Origin of the sequence: Rhodoferax koreense (genome assembly GCF_001955695.1) — a bacterium.
GTDB classification, from domain to species: Bacteria; Pseudomonadota; Gammaproteobacteria; order Burkholderiales; family Burkholderiaceae_C; genus Rhodoferax_B; species Rhodoferax_B koreensis.
Genome location: NZ_CP019236.1, coordinates 3,441,384 through 3,456,545 on the forward strand (window position 1 = coordinate 3,441,384; position 15,162 = coordinate 3,456,545).

Consider the following 15,162-nt stretch of genomic DNA (forward strand, 5'->3'; position numbering starts at 1 on the left):
ATGTCTTCCGACGACACTGCCATCCGGGCCATGGCCGAGGCCATCCTCGAAGCCCATGCTCCCACCTTTACCGACGGCCCTGCGATCGATGTACCCGTTGCCCCCTCAACCACCACGCACTTCACCAGCGAAGACCCGGTCTACCGCGCCGCGCAGCAGGCCTGCACCGCGCTGGGCTTCATCGCGATCGACGCCGAATGCCTGGCCCGCGCCTGGCAGGCGCAGACCCACCGCATCGGCCGGTTCGAGGCCGCGCGGTGGCCCGACACGCCGGTCGACTTCGGCCTCGCACCGTGGCCGCGCGCCGATGCCTTTCCCGCCGGCCCGCGCCGCCTCGGGCTCTACGCCGTGCTGCCCGATGCGGCCTGGGTGGCACGCATGGCGCGTGCCGGCGTGCCCACGCTGCAGCTGCGCTTCAAGTCGGACGACGCACAAGCCGTGCGCCGCGAAGTGCAGGCCGCCGTGGCTGCGGTGCGGGGTACGCAAAGCCTGCTGTTCATCAACGACCACTGGCGGGCTGCCATCGAAGCCGGCGCCTACGGCGTCCACCTGGGACAGGAAGACCTGGACGCCCTGACCCCGGCCGAGCTGGCCACGCTGCGCCATGCCGGCCTGCGGCTCGGCGTGAGCACCCACGGCTACGCCGAGATGCTGCGCGCCGATGCCTGCAGTCCGAGCTACGTCGCAATGGGCGCGGTGTTTCCCACCACACTGAAGAAGATGGCCACCGCGCCGCAGGGCACGGCGCGGCTGAAGGCCTATGCGCGGCTGATGCGCGAGCATTCGCTGGTGGCGATCGGCGGCATCGATGCCGAGCGGTTTCCGGCCGTGCTGGAAAGCGGCGTCGGCTCGGTGGCCGTGGTGCGCGCCATCGTCGCGGCGCCGGACCCCGAAGCCGCCGCCCGCCAGTTGATGGCGCGCCTGCCAACGCAGCCCGACTGATCGACTCGAAGCTTCAGGCGCTACCGTAGGACTGGCACAGCGCGAAAAATGCATCGAGTTCGGTAGACTTGTCGAACACCGCATCCGCACCCAGCGCCAAGCAACGCTGCCTGATCTCCGCCGTTGCGTAATTCGTCAACACCACCACGCGTTGCCACGCCTGCCGGTGCTGCACCGCGCGCAACACGTCCAGGCCCGAGCCCTCGCGCAGGAAGAGATCGACCACCGCGACCTGCCAGACCGCGTCGTGCCGCGCCAGCGTGACGATGGCCTCCGAAGCCGACTCGGCCACCGCGATGACGCGCATGTCGCCGAGTTCCTCCATGCTCGGCACCAGGACTTCGCGGATTCTGCTGCTGTCTTCGACAAGAATGGTGGTGCTCGGCATTGCCTCGTGCTGGAATGAAGATGAGCTTTCATTCACTCTACGGACGGCGGCGGGCTGCGACTTGTAGGCCAATGGCGCAAGCCAAGCGCAGCCAAATGCGATGGGCGTATATTGAATCCCCACCCTCGCCACGAGACCGCCATGCCCGAAACAACGCCACTCGACGCCGATGCCATTGCCGCTGAAATGCACGGCACCGCACAGACCGCCATCCTGCAGTGGTTTGCCAACCTGCTGCGCGTGCGCATCGCCACCCAGTCGCCCACGCAACGCGCCTTGACCATGGCGATGCTGCAGGACGGCCTCGATCAGGCCCTGGCGCGACACGAGACGCAGACCCGGCCGAGCCCGTTGTCGGAGGGAGATGCCCTACGGGCCTCGCTGTTCAAGGCCGCGTTCGGCAAGCTTTCGGTGGAATTGATGCAAACGATGGGTAGCGGCTTGACGGCCGAGGAAGCCGAGTCGTTGCACTGAGCGCGTCAACGCGGGCAAACGTTTCAAAATTCGCGCATAACTTGCGTTAGATCAATGCCGGGATCGCACAGCGTCTGAAGAATGAATCATGCAGCGCCTCAAGCCACCACAGCCCCTGCCGTTGAACCGACCGCTGCCACCTGGGCGTGGCCGAGAGCCTGATGGGCGATGGAAAACCGAATACATGGCGTGATCCTGGTCCATGGGTGTTGATTTCGCATCTTCCACCATCGAATTCGACCGCCCCCCGTGTCGCCCCAGTAGAAACACAAAAGCCCCGCACTTGCGTGCGAGGCTTTGAATTTCCTGGCTCCTCAACCTGGGCTCGAACCAGGGACCTACGGATTAACAGTCCGGCGCTCTACCAACTGAGCTATTGAGGAACATCACAGCCTCAAATTATAGCCACATTTTTGTCGTTTTTACAAGGAGGCCGTCATCGCGATGCGAAAAGTTCGCGGCGCGCCGGTGAAAAGGTAGACATGGCCGAACTGGTACGGCGATTCGCGGAAGTAGCGGCGGTCGAACAGGTTGTCGACGCCGAAGGTCCAGGCGGTGTTGGTGGCGCCGATCCGGGTGTCGTAGCGCAGCGCGGCATCGACCCGGGTCCAGCCGCCGAGCATGATGGATTCGTCCGACAGGACGGCACGTCGACCTTCGTGCGACAAGGTGCCCTCGAGCCGCAGGCCGGCCACGGCGGCCACGGCATAGGCGGCGCGGGCGCGCAGTGCCCAGTCAGGCACGTTGGTCGGGCGTTTGCCGTTGGCCGCGGGGTCGGCCGTGCTGCCGCGGCGCTTGGCGTCGAGCAGGGTCACGCCGCCGTCGAGTTGCCAGGGGCCGGCACGCCACTGGCCGCTGGCCTCCAGCCCCTTGTGCACGGCGTCTCCGTCGTAGGTGGCTTCGCACGGCGTGGTGGCCGCGCAGGCATCGATGTTGGTGGCCGGGCGCTGGATGCGAAAGTACGCGAGTTGCCAGCCGAGACGGTTGTCGCCGCCCTTCAGCCCGACTTCGAACTGCCGGGACTTGAGCACCGGCAGAGCCTGTCCGGCGTTGGCGTATTGCAGCGGGCGGTCGGGCACAACCTGCGATTCCGCACCTTCGCCATAACTGGCGTAGACCATGGCCTGGGCTGCGAGTTTGTAGCTGGCGGCGACCCATGGCGTGGTCAGGCTGGTCGCGTAGCTGGTGGCTTCATTGCCGTCCGTGCTCATGCTGCTGCGGTTCAGCCGTGTGTGGCGCAGACCCAGCCAGGTGGTGAACTCGGGCGTCCAGTGGACGGCATCGCTGAGAGAGAGTTCGAGTGAACGTTCGTCGCGGTTGGTGTTGGGCGTGGTCAGCGCCGGATCGGCCGGCACGACGGCTGTGCCGTCGATGTTGCCGGTGCCCACGTAGTTATAGGCCGATTGTTCGAAACGGTTGTGCACGCGGCTTCGGATCAGGCCCAGGCTCACGTCGTGCAAGACGGCGCCGGTCTGCAGCTTACCCTTGAGGCCGAGGCTGGCCGCCTGTTGTAGGCGGCGTTCGTTTTCGCTGCGGAAATCGTAGAAATCGAATGTGCCGTCGCTGCAGAAGCGGTCGTAGTTGCCTTCCGCGCCGCAGCCGAACGGATAGGCCAGGCGGTCATCGGTCTTGAGTCTCTGGCTGCCGAGCTGGCCGGTCCAGCGCCAGTTGTCGTTGATGGCCTGCTCGATGCGCAGGCTGCCGGTGAAGGCGTCGAACACCGAGGGCTGGGACCACGGCTGGTTGTTGAGGTTGAGTTTCGGGTCGGGCACGGCCGGCAGGCGGTTGCCGATGAGGCTGGTGCCGGCCTGGCTCGGCTGCGACTTGTGGCTCCATTCGAACTCGGCCTCGACCACGGTATCGCGCCCCACGCGCCAATCGGCGGCCAGTGCCGCCAGATCACGGTGGCCGTCGAGGTTGTGCACCAGCGGGCGCAGCGTTTCATGCGCGACGTTGAGCCGATAGCCGAACACGCGGTCCACGCCGAAGCGCCCACCGAGGTCGACCGCACCAAGCACACTGCCGCCGCCGCTGGCCTCGAGGGTGACGCTGCGCAGATCGTGTTCCGTCGGCCGCTTCACCACGTAGTTGACCAGCCCGCCCGGCGCGCTGGTGCCCGACTGGATGCCGCTCGTGCCGCGCAGGATTTCGACGCGCTCCTTGTTGTCGAGCGGGATCGACGTCTCGGCGCTGATCGGCAGGCCTTCGCGACGGTAGTTGAAGCGGTTGTCCAGCGTGAAGCCGCGGATGCTCAGAAAGTCCCAATACCCCGGCGAGTTGTAGGCGTCGGCCACCGAGGCGTCGAACTGCGTCAGGTCGGCCAGCCGGCGGGCGCCGGAAGCCTGCAGCTGCCCGGCACCGATGACGGTGGCCGACAGCGGCACCTCGGCGAGCGGCGTGTCGCCGAAGCCGGTCACGTCGGCCTGCCTGGCTGCGGTCTCGGCATTGACGGTCACGGGAGCGAGCGAGGGGGCGGTTTGCGCCATGGCAGGCAAGGCCAGGCACAGGCTGGTGGCCATGGCGGTGCGGGTCAACACGAATTTGAAGGGAGCGCGGTATGCGGTCACGTGGCATGCCTTCGGCATCATCACAAGGCAGCTTGGCGGACCCGTTCTCGGCCGTTCGAGATGGCCTCCACTGCGGAGAGGAGTGCCCGGCCAGATCCTGTTCAATGCTTCCCTGCGCGAGGATTACCTCAATCAGGTTCAAAGGGACTTTCTCAGTCGGACCGGGTTGCAGACAACCCAGGCCAACACCCCTAGCGGAGCTCCGCACATGGCGCGGAACGGTATAGATTCTAACGGCCGCGTCGGCCGGTCAGTCCTGCATCTGCTCGATCATCACCTCCCCGAAGCCCGAGCAGCTGACCTGCGTCGCGCCTTCCATCAGCCGGGCGAAGTCGTAGGTCACCTTCTTGCTGGCGATGGACTTCTCCATGGCGCTGATGATGAGGTCGGCCGCTTCGGTCCAGCCCATGTGGCGCAGCATCATCTCGGCCGACAGGATGAGGGAGCCGGGGTTCACATAGTCCTTGCCGGCATAACGGGGCGAGGTGCCGTGCGTGGCCTCGAACATGGCGATGGTGTCGCTCATGTTGGCGCCGGGCGCGATGCCGATGCCGCCGACCTGCGCGGCCAGCGCGTCGGAGAGGTAGTCGCCGTTCAGGTTCAGCGTGGCGATCACGCTGTATTCGGCCGGGCGCAGCAGGATCTGCTGCAGGAAGGCATCGGCGATCACGTCCTTGACCACGATCTCCTTGCCCGTCTTCGGGCTCTTGAGGCGCATCCACGGGCCGCCGTCGATGAGCTCGGCACCGAATTCCTTCTGCGCCAGCGCATAACCCCAGTCGCGGAAGCCGCCTTCGGTGAACTTCATGATGTTGCCCTTGTGCACCAGGGTCACGCTCGGCTTCTCATGGTCGATGGCGTACTGGATGGCCTTGCGCACCAGCCGCTGCGTGCCTTCGATCGACACCGGCTTCACGCCGAGCGCGGAGGTGGCGGGAAACCGGATCTTCTTCGTGCCCAGTTCCTCCTGCAGGAACTTGATGAGCTGCTTGGCCTTGGCCGATTCGGCCTCGAACTCGATGCCGGCGTAGATGTCCTCGGAGTTCTCGCGGAAGATCACCATGTCGGTCTTCTCCGGCGCCTTCAGTGGCGAGGGTACCCCCTTGAAATACCGGATCGGGCGCAGGCAGACGTAGAGGTCGAGCTCCTGGCGCAGCGCCACGTTGAGCGAACGGATGCCGCCACCCACCGGCGTGGTCAGCGGGCCCTTGATCGCCACCTTGTAGTCCTTGACCGCCTGCAAGGTCTCGTCGGCCAGCCAGACATCGGGGCCGTAGACGCGGGTGCATTTCTCGCCCGCATAGATCTCCATCCACTGGATCTTCCGCTTGCCGCCATAGGCCTTGGCCACTGCGGCGTCCACCACCTTCAGCATCACCGGCGTGATGTCCGCGCCGGTGCCGTCCCCCTCGATGAAGGGAATGATCGGCTCGTCGGGCACGTTCAGCGACATGTCGGCGTTGGCGGAAATGGGGGTGCCATGGGCGGGCACCTGGATGTGCTGATACGTCAAAGGAAATCTCCGGTGTTCACAGGAAAAGGGCATGCAGAGGTCGTGCGGCGCAGCGGCCTGGCGCTGGCGAAAAGCCGCCCGATTCTATGCCCGAATATTTTTTCGAAGCCCTGTCAACCACGCACAAATGCCCCTCGTTACGGATGGACCTTCCGCTTGAAACGGAAGGAGCTTCCTCAAACCGCTCTCGCTCTCTTCACCTGTCTCGCACCCAAGGATTTCACCATGAACAAAATCATCTCCGCTCTGATCGCCGGCCTGTTCGCTGTTGGCGCTTTCGCTCAAACCGCCGCCCCGGCAGCTCCTGTCGCCACCCCCGCGCCTGTCGCAGCCGCGGCCGCCCCTGCACCGGCCGCCAAGTCCGAAGCCAAGGTCGCCAAGAAGGCCACCCACAAGAAGGGTACCGTGCACGCTTCCGCCAAGAAGACCAAGCACGTCAAGAAGGCAGCCGCTTAAATCGGCCGCTCATCGAGCGCTCAAGCTTTACAGCTTTGCGTCAGAATGCCCGCTTCGGCGGGCGTTTTTCATGGCGCCGCCTTCATCCCTGAAATCGACGACCGATGAAAACTTTTTTGTCTTCCCTGCTCCGTAGTGCGTTGGCTGCGGCCTGTTTGATTGGCGGCGTGGCCCACGCGCAGGACGGCCCCCAGACCAACCTGCCGCGCGTGAAGATCGGCGCGGGCATGTACCTCATCGAAACCCAGGTGGCCCTCACGCCCGAGCAGCGCCAGATCGGCCTGATGTTCCGCAAGGAGATGCCGCAGGGCGAAGGCATGCTGTTCGTGTTCGAGCAGCCCAGCCAGCAGTGCTTCTGGATGAAGAACACCTTGCTGCCATTGACCGCGGCTTTCGTCGAGGACGACGGCACCATCGCCAACATGGCCGACATGGCGCCGCAGACGCTCGATTCGCACTGCTCGACCAAGCCCGTGCGCTACGTGCTCGAGATGAACCAGGGCTGGTTCGCCAAGAAGGGCATCAAGGCCGGCAGCAAGCTCACCGGCCGGCCGTTCGACGCGAAGTGATTCGCGGCCTTCGTCTCCCATAAAAAAACCGGCGCTGAGGCCGGTTTTTTGGTTTGCGGCATGCCTGCCGCAACGTCCTGCAATCAGGCGAAGTTCTTCTCGGCGAATTCCCAGTTGACCAGGGTGCTCAGGAAGGTCTCGACGAACTTGGGACGCAGGTTGCGGTAGTCGATGTAGTACGCGTGTTCCCACACGTCCACGGTGAGCAGCGCCTTGTCGGCGGTGGTCAGCGGCGTGCCGGCGGCGCCGGTGTTGACGATGTCCACGCTGCCGTCGGCCTTCTTCACCAGCCAGGTCCAGCCGGAGCCGAAGTTGCCGACGGCCGACTTCGTGAAGGCTTCCTTGAAGGCCGCGTAAGAACCGAACTTGGCGGTGATGGCCGCCGCCAGCGCGCCGCTGGGCTCGCCGCCGCCGGCGGGCTTCATGCAATTCCAGAAGAAGGTGTGGTTCCAGATCTGCGCCGCGTTGTTGTAGATGCCGCCGCTGGACTTCTTGATCACGTCCTCCAGGGGCATTTCTTCGAACTCGGTGCCCTTTTGCAGGTTGTTGAGGTTCACGACGTAGGCGTTGTGGTGCTTGCCGTAGTGGTACTCGATGGTTTCCTTGGAGTAGGCAGGCGCCAGCGCGTCTTGTGCGTAGGGCAATGGTGGCAGGGTACGTTCCATTTTTCTTCCTCGTGAGTTGGTGGTGGGAAAAGCGATTGTAGAAACTAAAGCGCAACGCCGTCGTAGGCCGGCCGCCAATTCGGCGCCGGCCCCGAGGACTTCAACCGGGCCGCACGGTCTGCACCGTCAGAGCGAGTTCGCCGTCGGCCAGGTCGGCCCGCACGGGTTGGCCGGGGGTCGCCTGGGCCACGCTGCTGAGCGGTCGCCCTTCGGCCGTGCTCAACAGCGCATACCCGCGCTGCAGCACCAGCCGCGGATCGAGCAGCGCCAGGCTGCGCTCGGCGCGGTCGAGCCGTTCGCGCGAACGTGTCAACGCCTGCTGCAGCCTGGCCGGGAATTCGGCCTCGCGCAGGCGCCAGCGGTTGTGGTGCCGCTCGAGTTGGGCCAGAGTCTCGTAGCGCAGCCGCTGCTGCTGCTGGCCGAGGTGTGCCTGCTGGCGTGCGAGCCAGCCCGAAGGCCGGCCGAGGCGCGATGCGGCCAGGTCCAGCCGCTGACCGCGCGCATCGAGTTGGCGCGTCACGGCATCTGCGAGACGTTCGCCGGCCAGGGCCAGCGCGCCGAGCCACACGTCGCGCGGCTCGGCCACCAGTTCGGCCGCCGCCGTGGGCGTGGGCGCGCGCAGGTCGGCCACGAAATCGGCGATGGTGAAGTCGGTCTCGTGGCCCACGCCGCTGACCACCGGCACCGGGCTTTGCGCGATCAACCGCGCCACGGCTTCGTCGTTGAAGGCCCACAGGTCCTCGATGGAGCCGCCACCGCGTACCAACAGGATCACGTCGATGGTCGGATCGGCCTCCCGGGCTGATCCATCCTGCGCAAGGTGATACAAATTTAATAGCGCTCGCACCAGATCCGCCGGCGCGCCCGCGCCCTGCACCAGCGCCGGCGAAACCACCACCGGGATGTGCGGCACGCGCCGGCGCAGCGCGGTCACCACGTCGTGCAGCGCCGCGGCGCCAAGCGATGTCACCACGCCGATGCCGCGCGGCAGGACCGGCAGGCCGCGCTTGCGTGCCGCGTCGAACAGGCCTTCGGATTCGAGCTTGGCCTTGAGCCGCAGGAATTGTTCGAACAGCGCGCCCTGCCCTGCGCGCTGCAGGCTTTCGACGATGAGCTGCAGGTCGCCCCGTGGGCCGTAGATGTCGAGCCGCCCGCGCACCTCGACCAGCTCACCGTCGCGCGGCACGAAACCCAGCAAGCTGGCGGCACGCCGGAACATCGCACAGCGGATCTGGCCTTGTGCGTCCTTGATGTTGAAGTAGCAATGCCCGCTGGAAGCGCGCGAGAAGCCCGAAATCTCGCCGCGCACGGCCACGGGATTGAAGCGCGCCTCCAGCGCGTCAGCAATGGCGCGGCATAGCGCTCCAACCGGCCACACAAGCGGCGCCGATGCTGGGTTTTCGATCAAGGCCGGCCGCCCGCACATGCTGCTTTGCAGCAAAAAATTTCGTAGTACTCCACAGCGCTGGCTGTGCTAGGAAAACCACCCGCTCTTGTGTAGGACCACGCGCCATACGCAGCATTTACGTGGTAAGTGATTGATTTCAATTGATTTTTTTCTGCTTAATTTTTCATCGATCTGACACGAAACCGCATGAATGCTGGCTTTGGCGCGCCCTGAGATGAGTTCTTCACAAAGTTATCCACAACTTCTGTGGGTGAGCGCCGGGCCCCCAACCTTGACTGGGTGCGGTGTACAAAGTCTGCGACCGTCGCGGTCGCTGGGCCATAATCGCGTCGAGTTTATCTCTGCGGAGTGCCCTAATTTTGTTTTCGATCATTCAAGCCGCAGGCTGGCCGATCTGGCCCCTGGTGGCGTGCTCCATCCTGGCCCTGGCGCTGGTCATCGAACGTTTTGTGAGCCTGAAGACGGCCAGGATCGCCCCACCCAAGCTGCTGGGCGAAGTCCTGACCGTCGCCCAGACCAGCGTGCCGGCGCCGGGCATCGTGAACCAGCTCGCGCAGAACTCGGCCCTGGGCGAAGTGCTGGCCAGCGGGCTGCGCACGCTCAACACCAACCCGCGCAGCAGCGACGAAGAAGTGCGCGGTGCGATGGAAAGCACGGGCCGCGCGGTCGCGCACCGTCTCGAGAAATACCTGAGCGCGTTGGCCACCATCGCCTCCGCCGCGCCGCTGCTCGGCCTGCTGGGCACGGTGATCGGCATGATCGAGATCTTCGGCTCGCAGGGCGGCGCATCCGGCGGCATGGGTGGCGCGGGCGGCAACCCGGCGCAGCTCGCGCAGGGCATCTCCATCGCGCTCTACAACACGGCCTTCGGCCTCATCGTGGCGATTCCCTCGCTGATCTTCTGGCGCTACTTCCGCGCCCGGGTCGACGAATACCTGCTGACGCTGGAACTTGCCGCCGACCAGTTCGCGCGGCACCTGAACGCGCTGAAGAAGCGCTGAACCCGCCGTGGCCATGAACTTCCGCCACCGCTCCCGCGAGGAGCCCGAGATCAACCTGATCCCGTTCATCGACGTGCTGCTGGTCGTGCTGATCTTCCTGATGCTGTCCACCACCTACAGCAAATTCACCGAACTGCAGGTCAAGCTGCCCGAGGCCAACGCCGAGGCACAGCGCGACCGCCCCAAGGAAATCATCGTGGCCGTGAGCGCCGACGGCCGGTACGCCGTGAACCGCACCCTGGTCGAAGGTCGCACGCTGGACGCCCTGACCCAGGTGCTGGGCAATGCGTCCAAGGGCGGCGGCAAGGACATGGTGCTGATCATCAGCGCCGATGCCAGCGCGGCGCACCAGTCGGTGATCACGGTGATGGAAGCCGCACGCCGCGCGGGCCTGTCGCAGATCACTTTCGCCACCCAGTCGGCCCTGTCGGGCAACCGCTGAGCAGCGGCCTGCGGGCGCGCATGCAGCGTTCATCGATCGAATCCATCCTGTTGCGCACCTGGCGCGGCCGGGGCCCGCTGGCGTGCGCGCTGTGGCCCGTCTCGCTGCTCTATGGCGGGCTGAGCCGCCTGCGGCGGCGGCTGTTCCGCGCCGGCCTGCTGCAAAGCGGCCGCGCGGCCGTGCCGGTGCTCGTCGTCGGCAACGTGATCGCCGGCGGCTCGGGCAAGACGCCGGTGGTGATGGCGCTGGTGCGACATCTCGCGGCGCGCGGCCTGCGCGTGGGCGTGATCTCGCGCGGCTATGGCCGGGTGATGCCCCCAGGCGCGGACGACTGCCGCGAAGTGCGGCCGGACAGCCTGCCTGCCGAGGTCGGCGACGAGCCGCTGCTGGTGCGGCGGCGCTGCGGCGTGCCGGTGTTCGTGGCGCGGCGCCGGCTGCAGGCGGCGCAGGTGCTGCTGGCGCGGTATCCCGACACCGATCTCATCGTCTGCGACGACGGCCTGCAGCATTACGCGCTGCAACGCGATCTGGAGATCTGCGTCTTCGATGACCGCGGCATCGGCAACGGCTGGCTGCTGCCGGCCGGCCCGCTGCGCGAAGCCTGGCCGCGGCCCGTCGATCTGGTGCTGCACACCGGCGCGCATCCGGCCCTGGCGACGATCCCGGGCTTCCGTGCGCGGCGGGCGCTGGCGGACCACGCCGTGCGGCAGGACGGCACCCTGGTGCCGCTGGCCACGCTGCGCGGCAAGCCGCTGGACGCGGTGGCGGCCATCGCCCAGCCGGAGGCCTTCTTCGGCATGCTGCGCGAAGCCGGGCTCACGCTGTCACACACGGAAGCCCTGCCTGACCACTCCGATTTCGATAGCTGGCAGCGCAAGCCGGATCAGCGTGAAATGCTCATTTGCACCGAAAAAGACGCCGTAAAGCTGTGGCGTCGCGCGCCCGATGCGCTGGCCGTGCCGCTGGCCGTGACGCTCGACGCCGGCTTCCTGGCCGCGCTGGACGCGCGGGTCGATGCGCTCACGCAGGGGCGGTCGGCCTCGTTATCATCGGCGTCTGCCTGACGATCACCCTGGTCGCCCTCCCGAACACCGATTGAACCTCCGCATGGATCCGAAACTTCTTGAACTGCTGGTTTGCCCCGTGACCAAAGGGCCGCTGCAATACGACCGCGAGCGCGAGGAGCTGAGCTCGCGCAGCGCGCGGCTGGCCTATCCCGTGCGAGACGGCATTCCGATCCTGCTCGAGGCCGAGGCCCGCACCCTCAGCGACGAAGAGCTCGGTTTGTGAGCGGCAAGCAGGTATCGCCATGAGCTTCACCGTCCTCATTCCCGCGCGGATGGCCTCGACCCGGCTGCCCAACAAACCGATGGCCCACCTGGGCGACGTGCCGATGGTGGTGCGCGTGGCCCAGCGCGCGCGCCAGTCGGACGCTGTGCGCACCGTGGTGGCCGGCGACAGCCCCGAGATCATCGAAGCCTGCCAGGCCCACGGCATCGACGCCATCCTCACGCGCAACGACCACCCCTCGGGCAGCGACCGGCTGGCCGAAGCCTGCCACCTGCTCGGCCTGGCCGACGATGCCATCGTGGTCAACGTGCAGGGCGACGAGCCGCTGATCGCGCCCGTGCTGATCAACGAGGTCGCCGCGCTGCTGCAGGCCAGGCCCGAAGCCAGCATGAGCACGGCCGCCCACGTCATCGACCAGTTGGCCGACTACACCAACCCCAATGTCGTCAAAGTGGTGCTCGACGCACAACAGCGCGCGCTGTATTTCAGCCGCGCACCGATCGCCTGGTGGCGCGACGGCGCCGTCCCCGCGGTGCCCGGAGCCCTGCCCGGCTTCAAGCAGCTTCCGCCCGCGCTCAGCCCGCTGCGCCACATCGGCATCTACGGCTACCGCGCCGGCTTCCTGAAGCTGTTTCCCACGCTGGCTCAGGCGCCGGTGGAGGTCTGCGAAGCCCTCGAGCAACTGCGTGCGATGTGGCACGGCCACCGCATCGCGGTGCATGTGACCGAACATGCGCCGGGCCCGGGTGTCGACACGCCAGACGACCTGGAACGGGTACGCAAACTGTATTGACACCACGCTGAGCCGAACGGGCGCACACACGCCGCGCGCGTCGCCTGTCAGCCAGCTGCAGGGTGGCGCATGCTATCCTTCTCCAATGAAGCGTTGCGGCCACTTGCGCGGCCAGCATCGCCACGACTTCTAAAACTCCGAGGACATCCATGAGATTGATTTTGTTGGGCGCACCTGGCGCGGGCAAAGGCACGCAAGCCACCTTCATCTGCCAGAAATACGGCATCCCACAGATCTCCACCGGCGACATGTTGCGTGCCGCCGTGAAGGCCGGCACGCCCCTGGGCCTGCAGGCCAAGGCCGTCATGGAATCCGGCGCCCTGGTGAGCGACGATCTCATCATCAACCTGGTCAAGGAACGCATGGCCCAGCCGGACTGCGCGGTCGGCGCCCTGTTCGACGGCTTCCCGCGCACCATCCCGCAGGCCGAAGCCATGAAGGCCGCCGGTGTGAAGCTGGATTACGTGCTCGAGATCGACGTGCCCTTCGAAGCCATCATCGAACGCATGAGCGGCCGCCGCTCGCACGCACCTTCGGGCCGCACCTACCACACGAAGTTCAACCCGCCGAAGGTCGAGGGCCTGGACGACGTGACTGGCGAGCCGCTGATCCAGCGCAAGGACGACGAGGAAGAAACCGTGCGCAAGCGCCTCGAGGTGTACAGCGCGCAGACCCGCCCGTTGGTCGACTACTACGCCAACTGGGCCAAGGCCGAACCGGAGGTGGCCCCGAAGTACCGTGCCATCAGCGGCATGGGCACGGTGGACGAGATCACCGCGCGCGCACTCAAGGCCCTCTCGTCCTGATCGACACGCCCTTGCACCAAAACCAGGCCGCTCCGAGGAGCGGCCTTTTTCATGTGCGGGCTGGAGAGAGCAGCATCAGCAGCAGCGCCACGCGTGCCTTCACCGGCGACAGGCTGCCTGCATCGGGAAGCACAGCGCCTGGTGTGGTGAGGATGCGGCCGCCGGTGCAGCGGGTGGCGCGCAACACCTGCACGCCTTGCGCCTGCGCCGCAAGCAGGCCGGCCTCCAGCGCATGGTGCACCGTACCGTTGCCGGTGGTGGCGACCACCAGGCCAGCAACGCCCTGCGCCACCAACGCCTCGACCAGGCCTGCGCCCGCGCCCGCATGGCTCATGACGATTTCGACGCGCGGCCAGTCCGCCGCAGCCACGGCTGAGGCGCCAACGACCTTGCCCGCAATGCCCGCGGGAACAAGCGATCGGCCCGACGGCCAGGCGCGCAACAGTCGCAGCGCGCCCTCTTCCACATAACCCACCGGCCCGGCATCACCCGAGCCGAACGCATCGAGCCGGTAAGTGTGCACCTTCTGCACGTCGAAGGCGCCATGCACCACGCCCGCGCACACGGCCACCACACCACGCGCACCGGCACTGCCGGCGACGGCCACGGCATCGAGCACGTTCTGCGGGCCATCGGGCGACAGCGAACTGGCCGGCCGCATCGCGCAGGTCAGTACCACGGGCTTGGCCGGATCGAGCACGGCCTGCAGGAAAAGCGCGGTTTCCTCCAGCGTGTCGGTGCCGTGCGTGATCACCACGCCGGCCACGTCGTCCTGCGCGAGCCAGTGCGCCACGCGGCCGGCCAGCGCCTGCCAGACGGCGAAATCCATGTCCTTGCTGTCGACCTGCGCCACCTGCTCGGTGACGATGCCATAGCCGCTTCGGGCCAGTGCAGGAATGGCTTCGAGCAATTGGTCCACACCGACCTGGGCCGCGGTGTAGCCGATGTTGTCGCCGGCCGTGGCGGACGTGCCGGCGATGGTGCCGCCGGTGCCCAGCACCACGATGCGAGCCGTGGAAGTTTCAACAGATTTTTCCGACATCGCTTGCAATCTTTCAAAAACTGAACAAAAATACAGGTACTGGATATTCAAACAGCCTGACGATCCAGAACCTCATGCCCTGCACTGCTCCGGAGCCACACATGGATTTGACCCAGTTTCCCGCCAAACTCACCGCCCGCCAGCAACAAATCCTGGAACTGATCCAGACCGCAGTGTCGCGTACCGGCGCCCCGCCCACCCGCGCCGAGATCGCTGCCGAACTCGGGTTCAAGTCGGCGAATGCGGCGGAAGAGCACTTGCAGGCCCTGGCGCGAAAAGGGGCCATCGAACTCGTCAGCGGTACGTCACGCGGCATCCGGCTCAAGAGCGACACGCTGCGCTCCATCAACGAGTCGCGCAGCCGCTACAGCATGCCCCTGCCCGGCATGGCGCAGATGGCCCTGCCGTTGGTCGGACGCGTGGCCGCCGGTTCGCCGATTCTGGCGCAGGAACACGTCGACCAGACGTATTACGTGGAAAGCAGCCTGTTCCAGCACAAGCCCGACTACCTGCTCAAGGTGCGCGGCATGTCGATGCGCGACATCGGCATCATCGACGGCGACCTGCTGGCCGTGCAGTCGGCCAAGGAAGCCAAGAACGGCCAGATCGTCGTCGCCCGCCTCGGCGACGAGGTCACCGTGAAGCGCTTCAGGCGCACCAGGGATGCAATCGAGCTGCATCCCGAGAACCCCGACTTCCAGACCATCGTGGTGTCCCCCGGCGAACCCTTCGAAATCGAAGGCCTGGCCGTCGGGCTGATCCGCAACACCATGCTCATGTAGCGCTCTCGCGCATCCCCATGCCAC

General features: G+C 66.3%; 17 protein-coding genes, 1 tRNA gene and 1 riboswitch. Of the genes, 11 read left to right on the forward strand and 7 right to left on the reverse strand.

Annotated elements, in window-relative coordinates; translation table 11 throughout:
- Window positions 1–942 (forward strand): thiamine phosphate synthase, encoded by a 942-nt coding sequence (locus RD110_RS15960; protein ID WP_076200390.1) that lies wholly within the window; start codon window positions 1–3, stop codon window positions 940–942.
- A gap of 13 nt (window positions 943–955) precedes the next feature.
- Here RD110_RS15960 and RD110_RS15965 read toward each other — a convergent pair whose 3' ends face one another.
- On the reverse strand, window positions 956–1,330 hold the full coding sequence (locus RD110_RS15965; protein WP_076200391.1) for a response regulator: 375 nt from the start codon (window positions 1,328–1,330) through the stop codon (window positions 956–958).
- Window positions 1,331–1,471: 141 nt separating this feature from the next.
- Here RD110_RS15965 and RD110_RS15970 point away from each other — a divergent pair, with 141 nt between their 5' ends.
- Window positions 1,472–1,804 (forward strand): hypothetical protein, encoded by a 333-nt coding sequence (locus tag RD110_RS15970; RefSeq protein WP_076200392.1) that lies wholly within the window; start codon window positions 1,472–1,474, stop codon window positions 1,802–1,804.
- A 307-nt stretch (window positions 1,805–2,111) separates the two neighbouring features.
- On the opposite strand, the gene RD110_RS15975 is transcribed toward RD110_RS15970, so the two are convergent.
- The 3 genes from RD110_RS15975 to icd form a co-directional block, all read right to left on the reverse strand.
- Window positions 2,112–2,187: transfer RNA gene (locus RD110_RS15975), tRNA-Asn, on the reverse strand.
- 39 nt (window positions 2,188–2,226) lie between these two features.
- Window positions 2,227–4,371 carry a TonB-dependent siderophore receptor gene (locus RD110_RS15980; protein ID WP_239467049.1) on the reverse strand — a complete coding sequence of 715 codons (2,145 nt, stop codon included), beginning with the start codon at window positions 4,369–4,371 and terminating at the stop codon, window positions 2,227–2,229.
- Between the two features lie 92 nt (window positions 4,372–4,463).
- Window positions 4,464–4,574, reverse strand: a riboswitch (TPP riboswitch).
- A gap of 47 nt (window positions 4,575–4,621) precedes the next feature.
- Entirely contained in the window at window positions 4,622–5,824 is a 1,203-nt protein-coding gene (gene icd / locus RD110_RS15985; protein WP_394329458.1) for an NADP-dependent isocitrate dehydrogenase, read from the reverse strand.
- A gap of 285 nt (window positions 5,825–6,109) precedes the next feature.
- Between icd and RD110_RS15990 the strand changes: the two genes are divergently transcribed.
- Together RD110_RS15990 and RD110_RS15995 are read left to right on the forward strand one after the other, a co-directional pair.
- Window positions 6,110–6,340 carry a hypothetical protein gene (locus RD110_RS15990; RefSeq protein WP_076200394.1) on the forward strand — a complete coding sequence of 77 codons (231 nt, stop codon included), beginning with the start codon at window positions 6,110–6,112 and terminating at the stop codon, window positions 6,338–6,340.
- Window positions 6,341–6,444: 104 nt separating this feature from the next.
- Window positions 6,445–6,909: a DUF192 domain-containing protein gene (locus tag RD110_RS15995; protein WP_076200395.1), complete on the forward strand. Its 465-nt coding sequence runs from the start codon at window positions 6,445–6,447 to the stop codon at window positions 6,907–6,909.
- Between the two features lie 83 nt (window positions 6,910–6,992).
- Here the strand turns inward: RD110_RS15995 and RD110_RS16000 are convergent, their stop codons facing one another.
- Entirely contained in the window at window positions 6,993–7,574 is a 582-nt protein-coding gene (locus tag RD110_RS16000; protein WP_076200396.1) for a superoxide dismutase, read from the reverse strand.
- A 100-nt stretch (window positions 7,575–7,674) separates the two neighbouring features.
- A complete protein-coding gene (gene xseA / locus RD110_RS16005; protein WP_076205105.1) occupies window positions 7,675–9,000 on the reverse strand; it encodes an exodeoxyribonuclease VII large subunit in 1,326 nt (441 codons plus the stop codon).
- Between the two features lie 341 nt (window positions 9,001–9,341).
- Between xseA and RD110_RS16010 the strand changes: the two genes are divergently transcribed.
- The 6 genes from RD110_RS16010 (at window position 9,342) to adk (ending at window position 13,314) form a co-directional block, all read left to right on the forward strand.
- Window positions 9,342–9,983, forward strand: coding sequence for a MotA/TolQ/ExbB proton channel family protein (locus RD110_RS16010; RefSeq protein WP_076200397.1), 642 nt, complete (start codon window positions 9,342–9,344; stop codon window positions 9,981–9,983).
- Window positions 9,984–9,996: 13 nt separating this feature from the next.
- Entirely contained in the window at window positions 9,997–10,425 is a 429-nt protein-coding gene (locus RD110_RS16015; protein ID WP_076200398.1) for an ExbD/TolR family protein, read from the forward strand.
- A 20-nt stretch (window positions 10,426–10,445) separates the two neighbouring features.
- A complete protein-coding gene (lpxK, locus tag RD110_RS16020; protein ID WP_076200399.1) occupies window positions 10,446–11,489 on the forward strand; it encodes a tetraacyldisaccharide 4'-kinase in 1,044 nt (347 codons plus the stop codon).
- A 43-nt stretch (window positions 11,490–11,532) separates the two neighbouring features.
- On the forward strand, window positions 11,533–11,715 hold the full coding sequence (locus RD110_RS16025; protein ID WP_076200400.1) for a Trm112 family protein: 183 nt from the start codon (window positions 11,533–11,535) through the stop codon (window positions 11,713–11,715).
- 19 nt (window positions 11,716–11,734) lie between these two features.
- The gene (gene kdsB, locus RD110_RS16030) at window positions 11,735–12,508 is read left to right on the forward strand and encodes a 3-deoxy-manno-octulosonate cytidylyltransferase (RefSeq protein WP_076200401.1); all 774 of its coding nucleotides are present in this window, start codon (window positions 11,735–11,737) and stop codon (window positions 12,506–12,508) included.
- Between the two features lie 149 nt (window positions 12,509–12,657).
- On the forward strand, window positions 12,658–13,314 hold the full coding sequence (gene adk, locus RD110_RS16035; protein WP_076200402.1) for an adenylate kinase: 657 nt from the start codon (window positions 12,658–12,660) through the stop codon (window positions 13,312–13,314).
- Between the two features lie 49 nt (window positions 13,315–13,363).
- Here adk and RD110_RS16040 read toward each other — a convergent pair whose 3' ends face one another.
- On the reverse strand, window positions 13,364–14,356 hold the full coding sequence (locus RD110_RS16040) for an asparaginase (protein WP_076200403.1): 993 nt from the start codon (window positions 14,354–14,356) through the stop codon (window positions 13,364–13,366).
- Between the two features lie 101 nt (window positions 14,357–14,457).
- Here RD110_RS16040 and lexA point away from each other — a divergent pair, with 101 nt between their 5' ends.
- Window positions 14,458–15,138 carry a transcriptional repressor LexA gene (lexA, locus tag RD110_RS16045; RefSeq protein WP_076200404.1) on the forward strand — a complete coding sequence of 227 codons (681 nt, stop codon included), beginning with the start codon at window positions 14,458–14,460 and terminating at the stop codon, window positions 15,136–15,138.
- Window positions 15,139–15,162 lie beyond the last annotated feature (24 nt).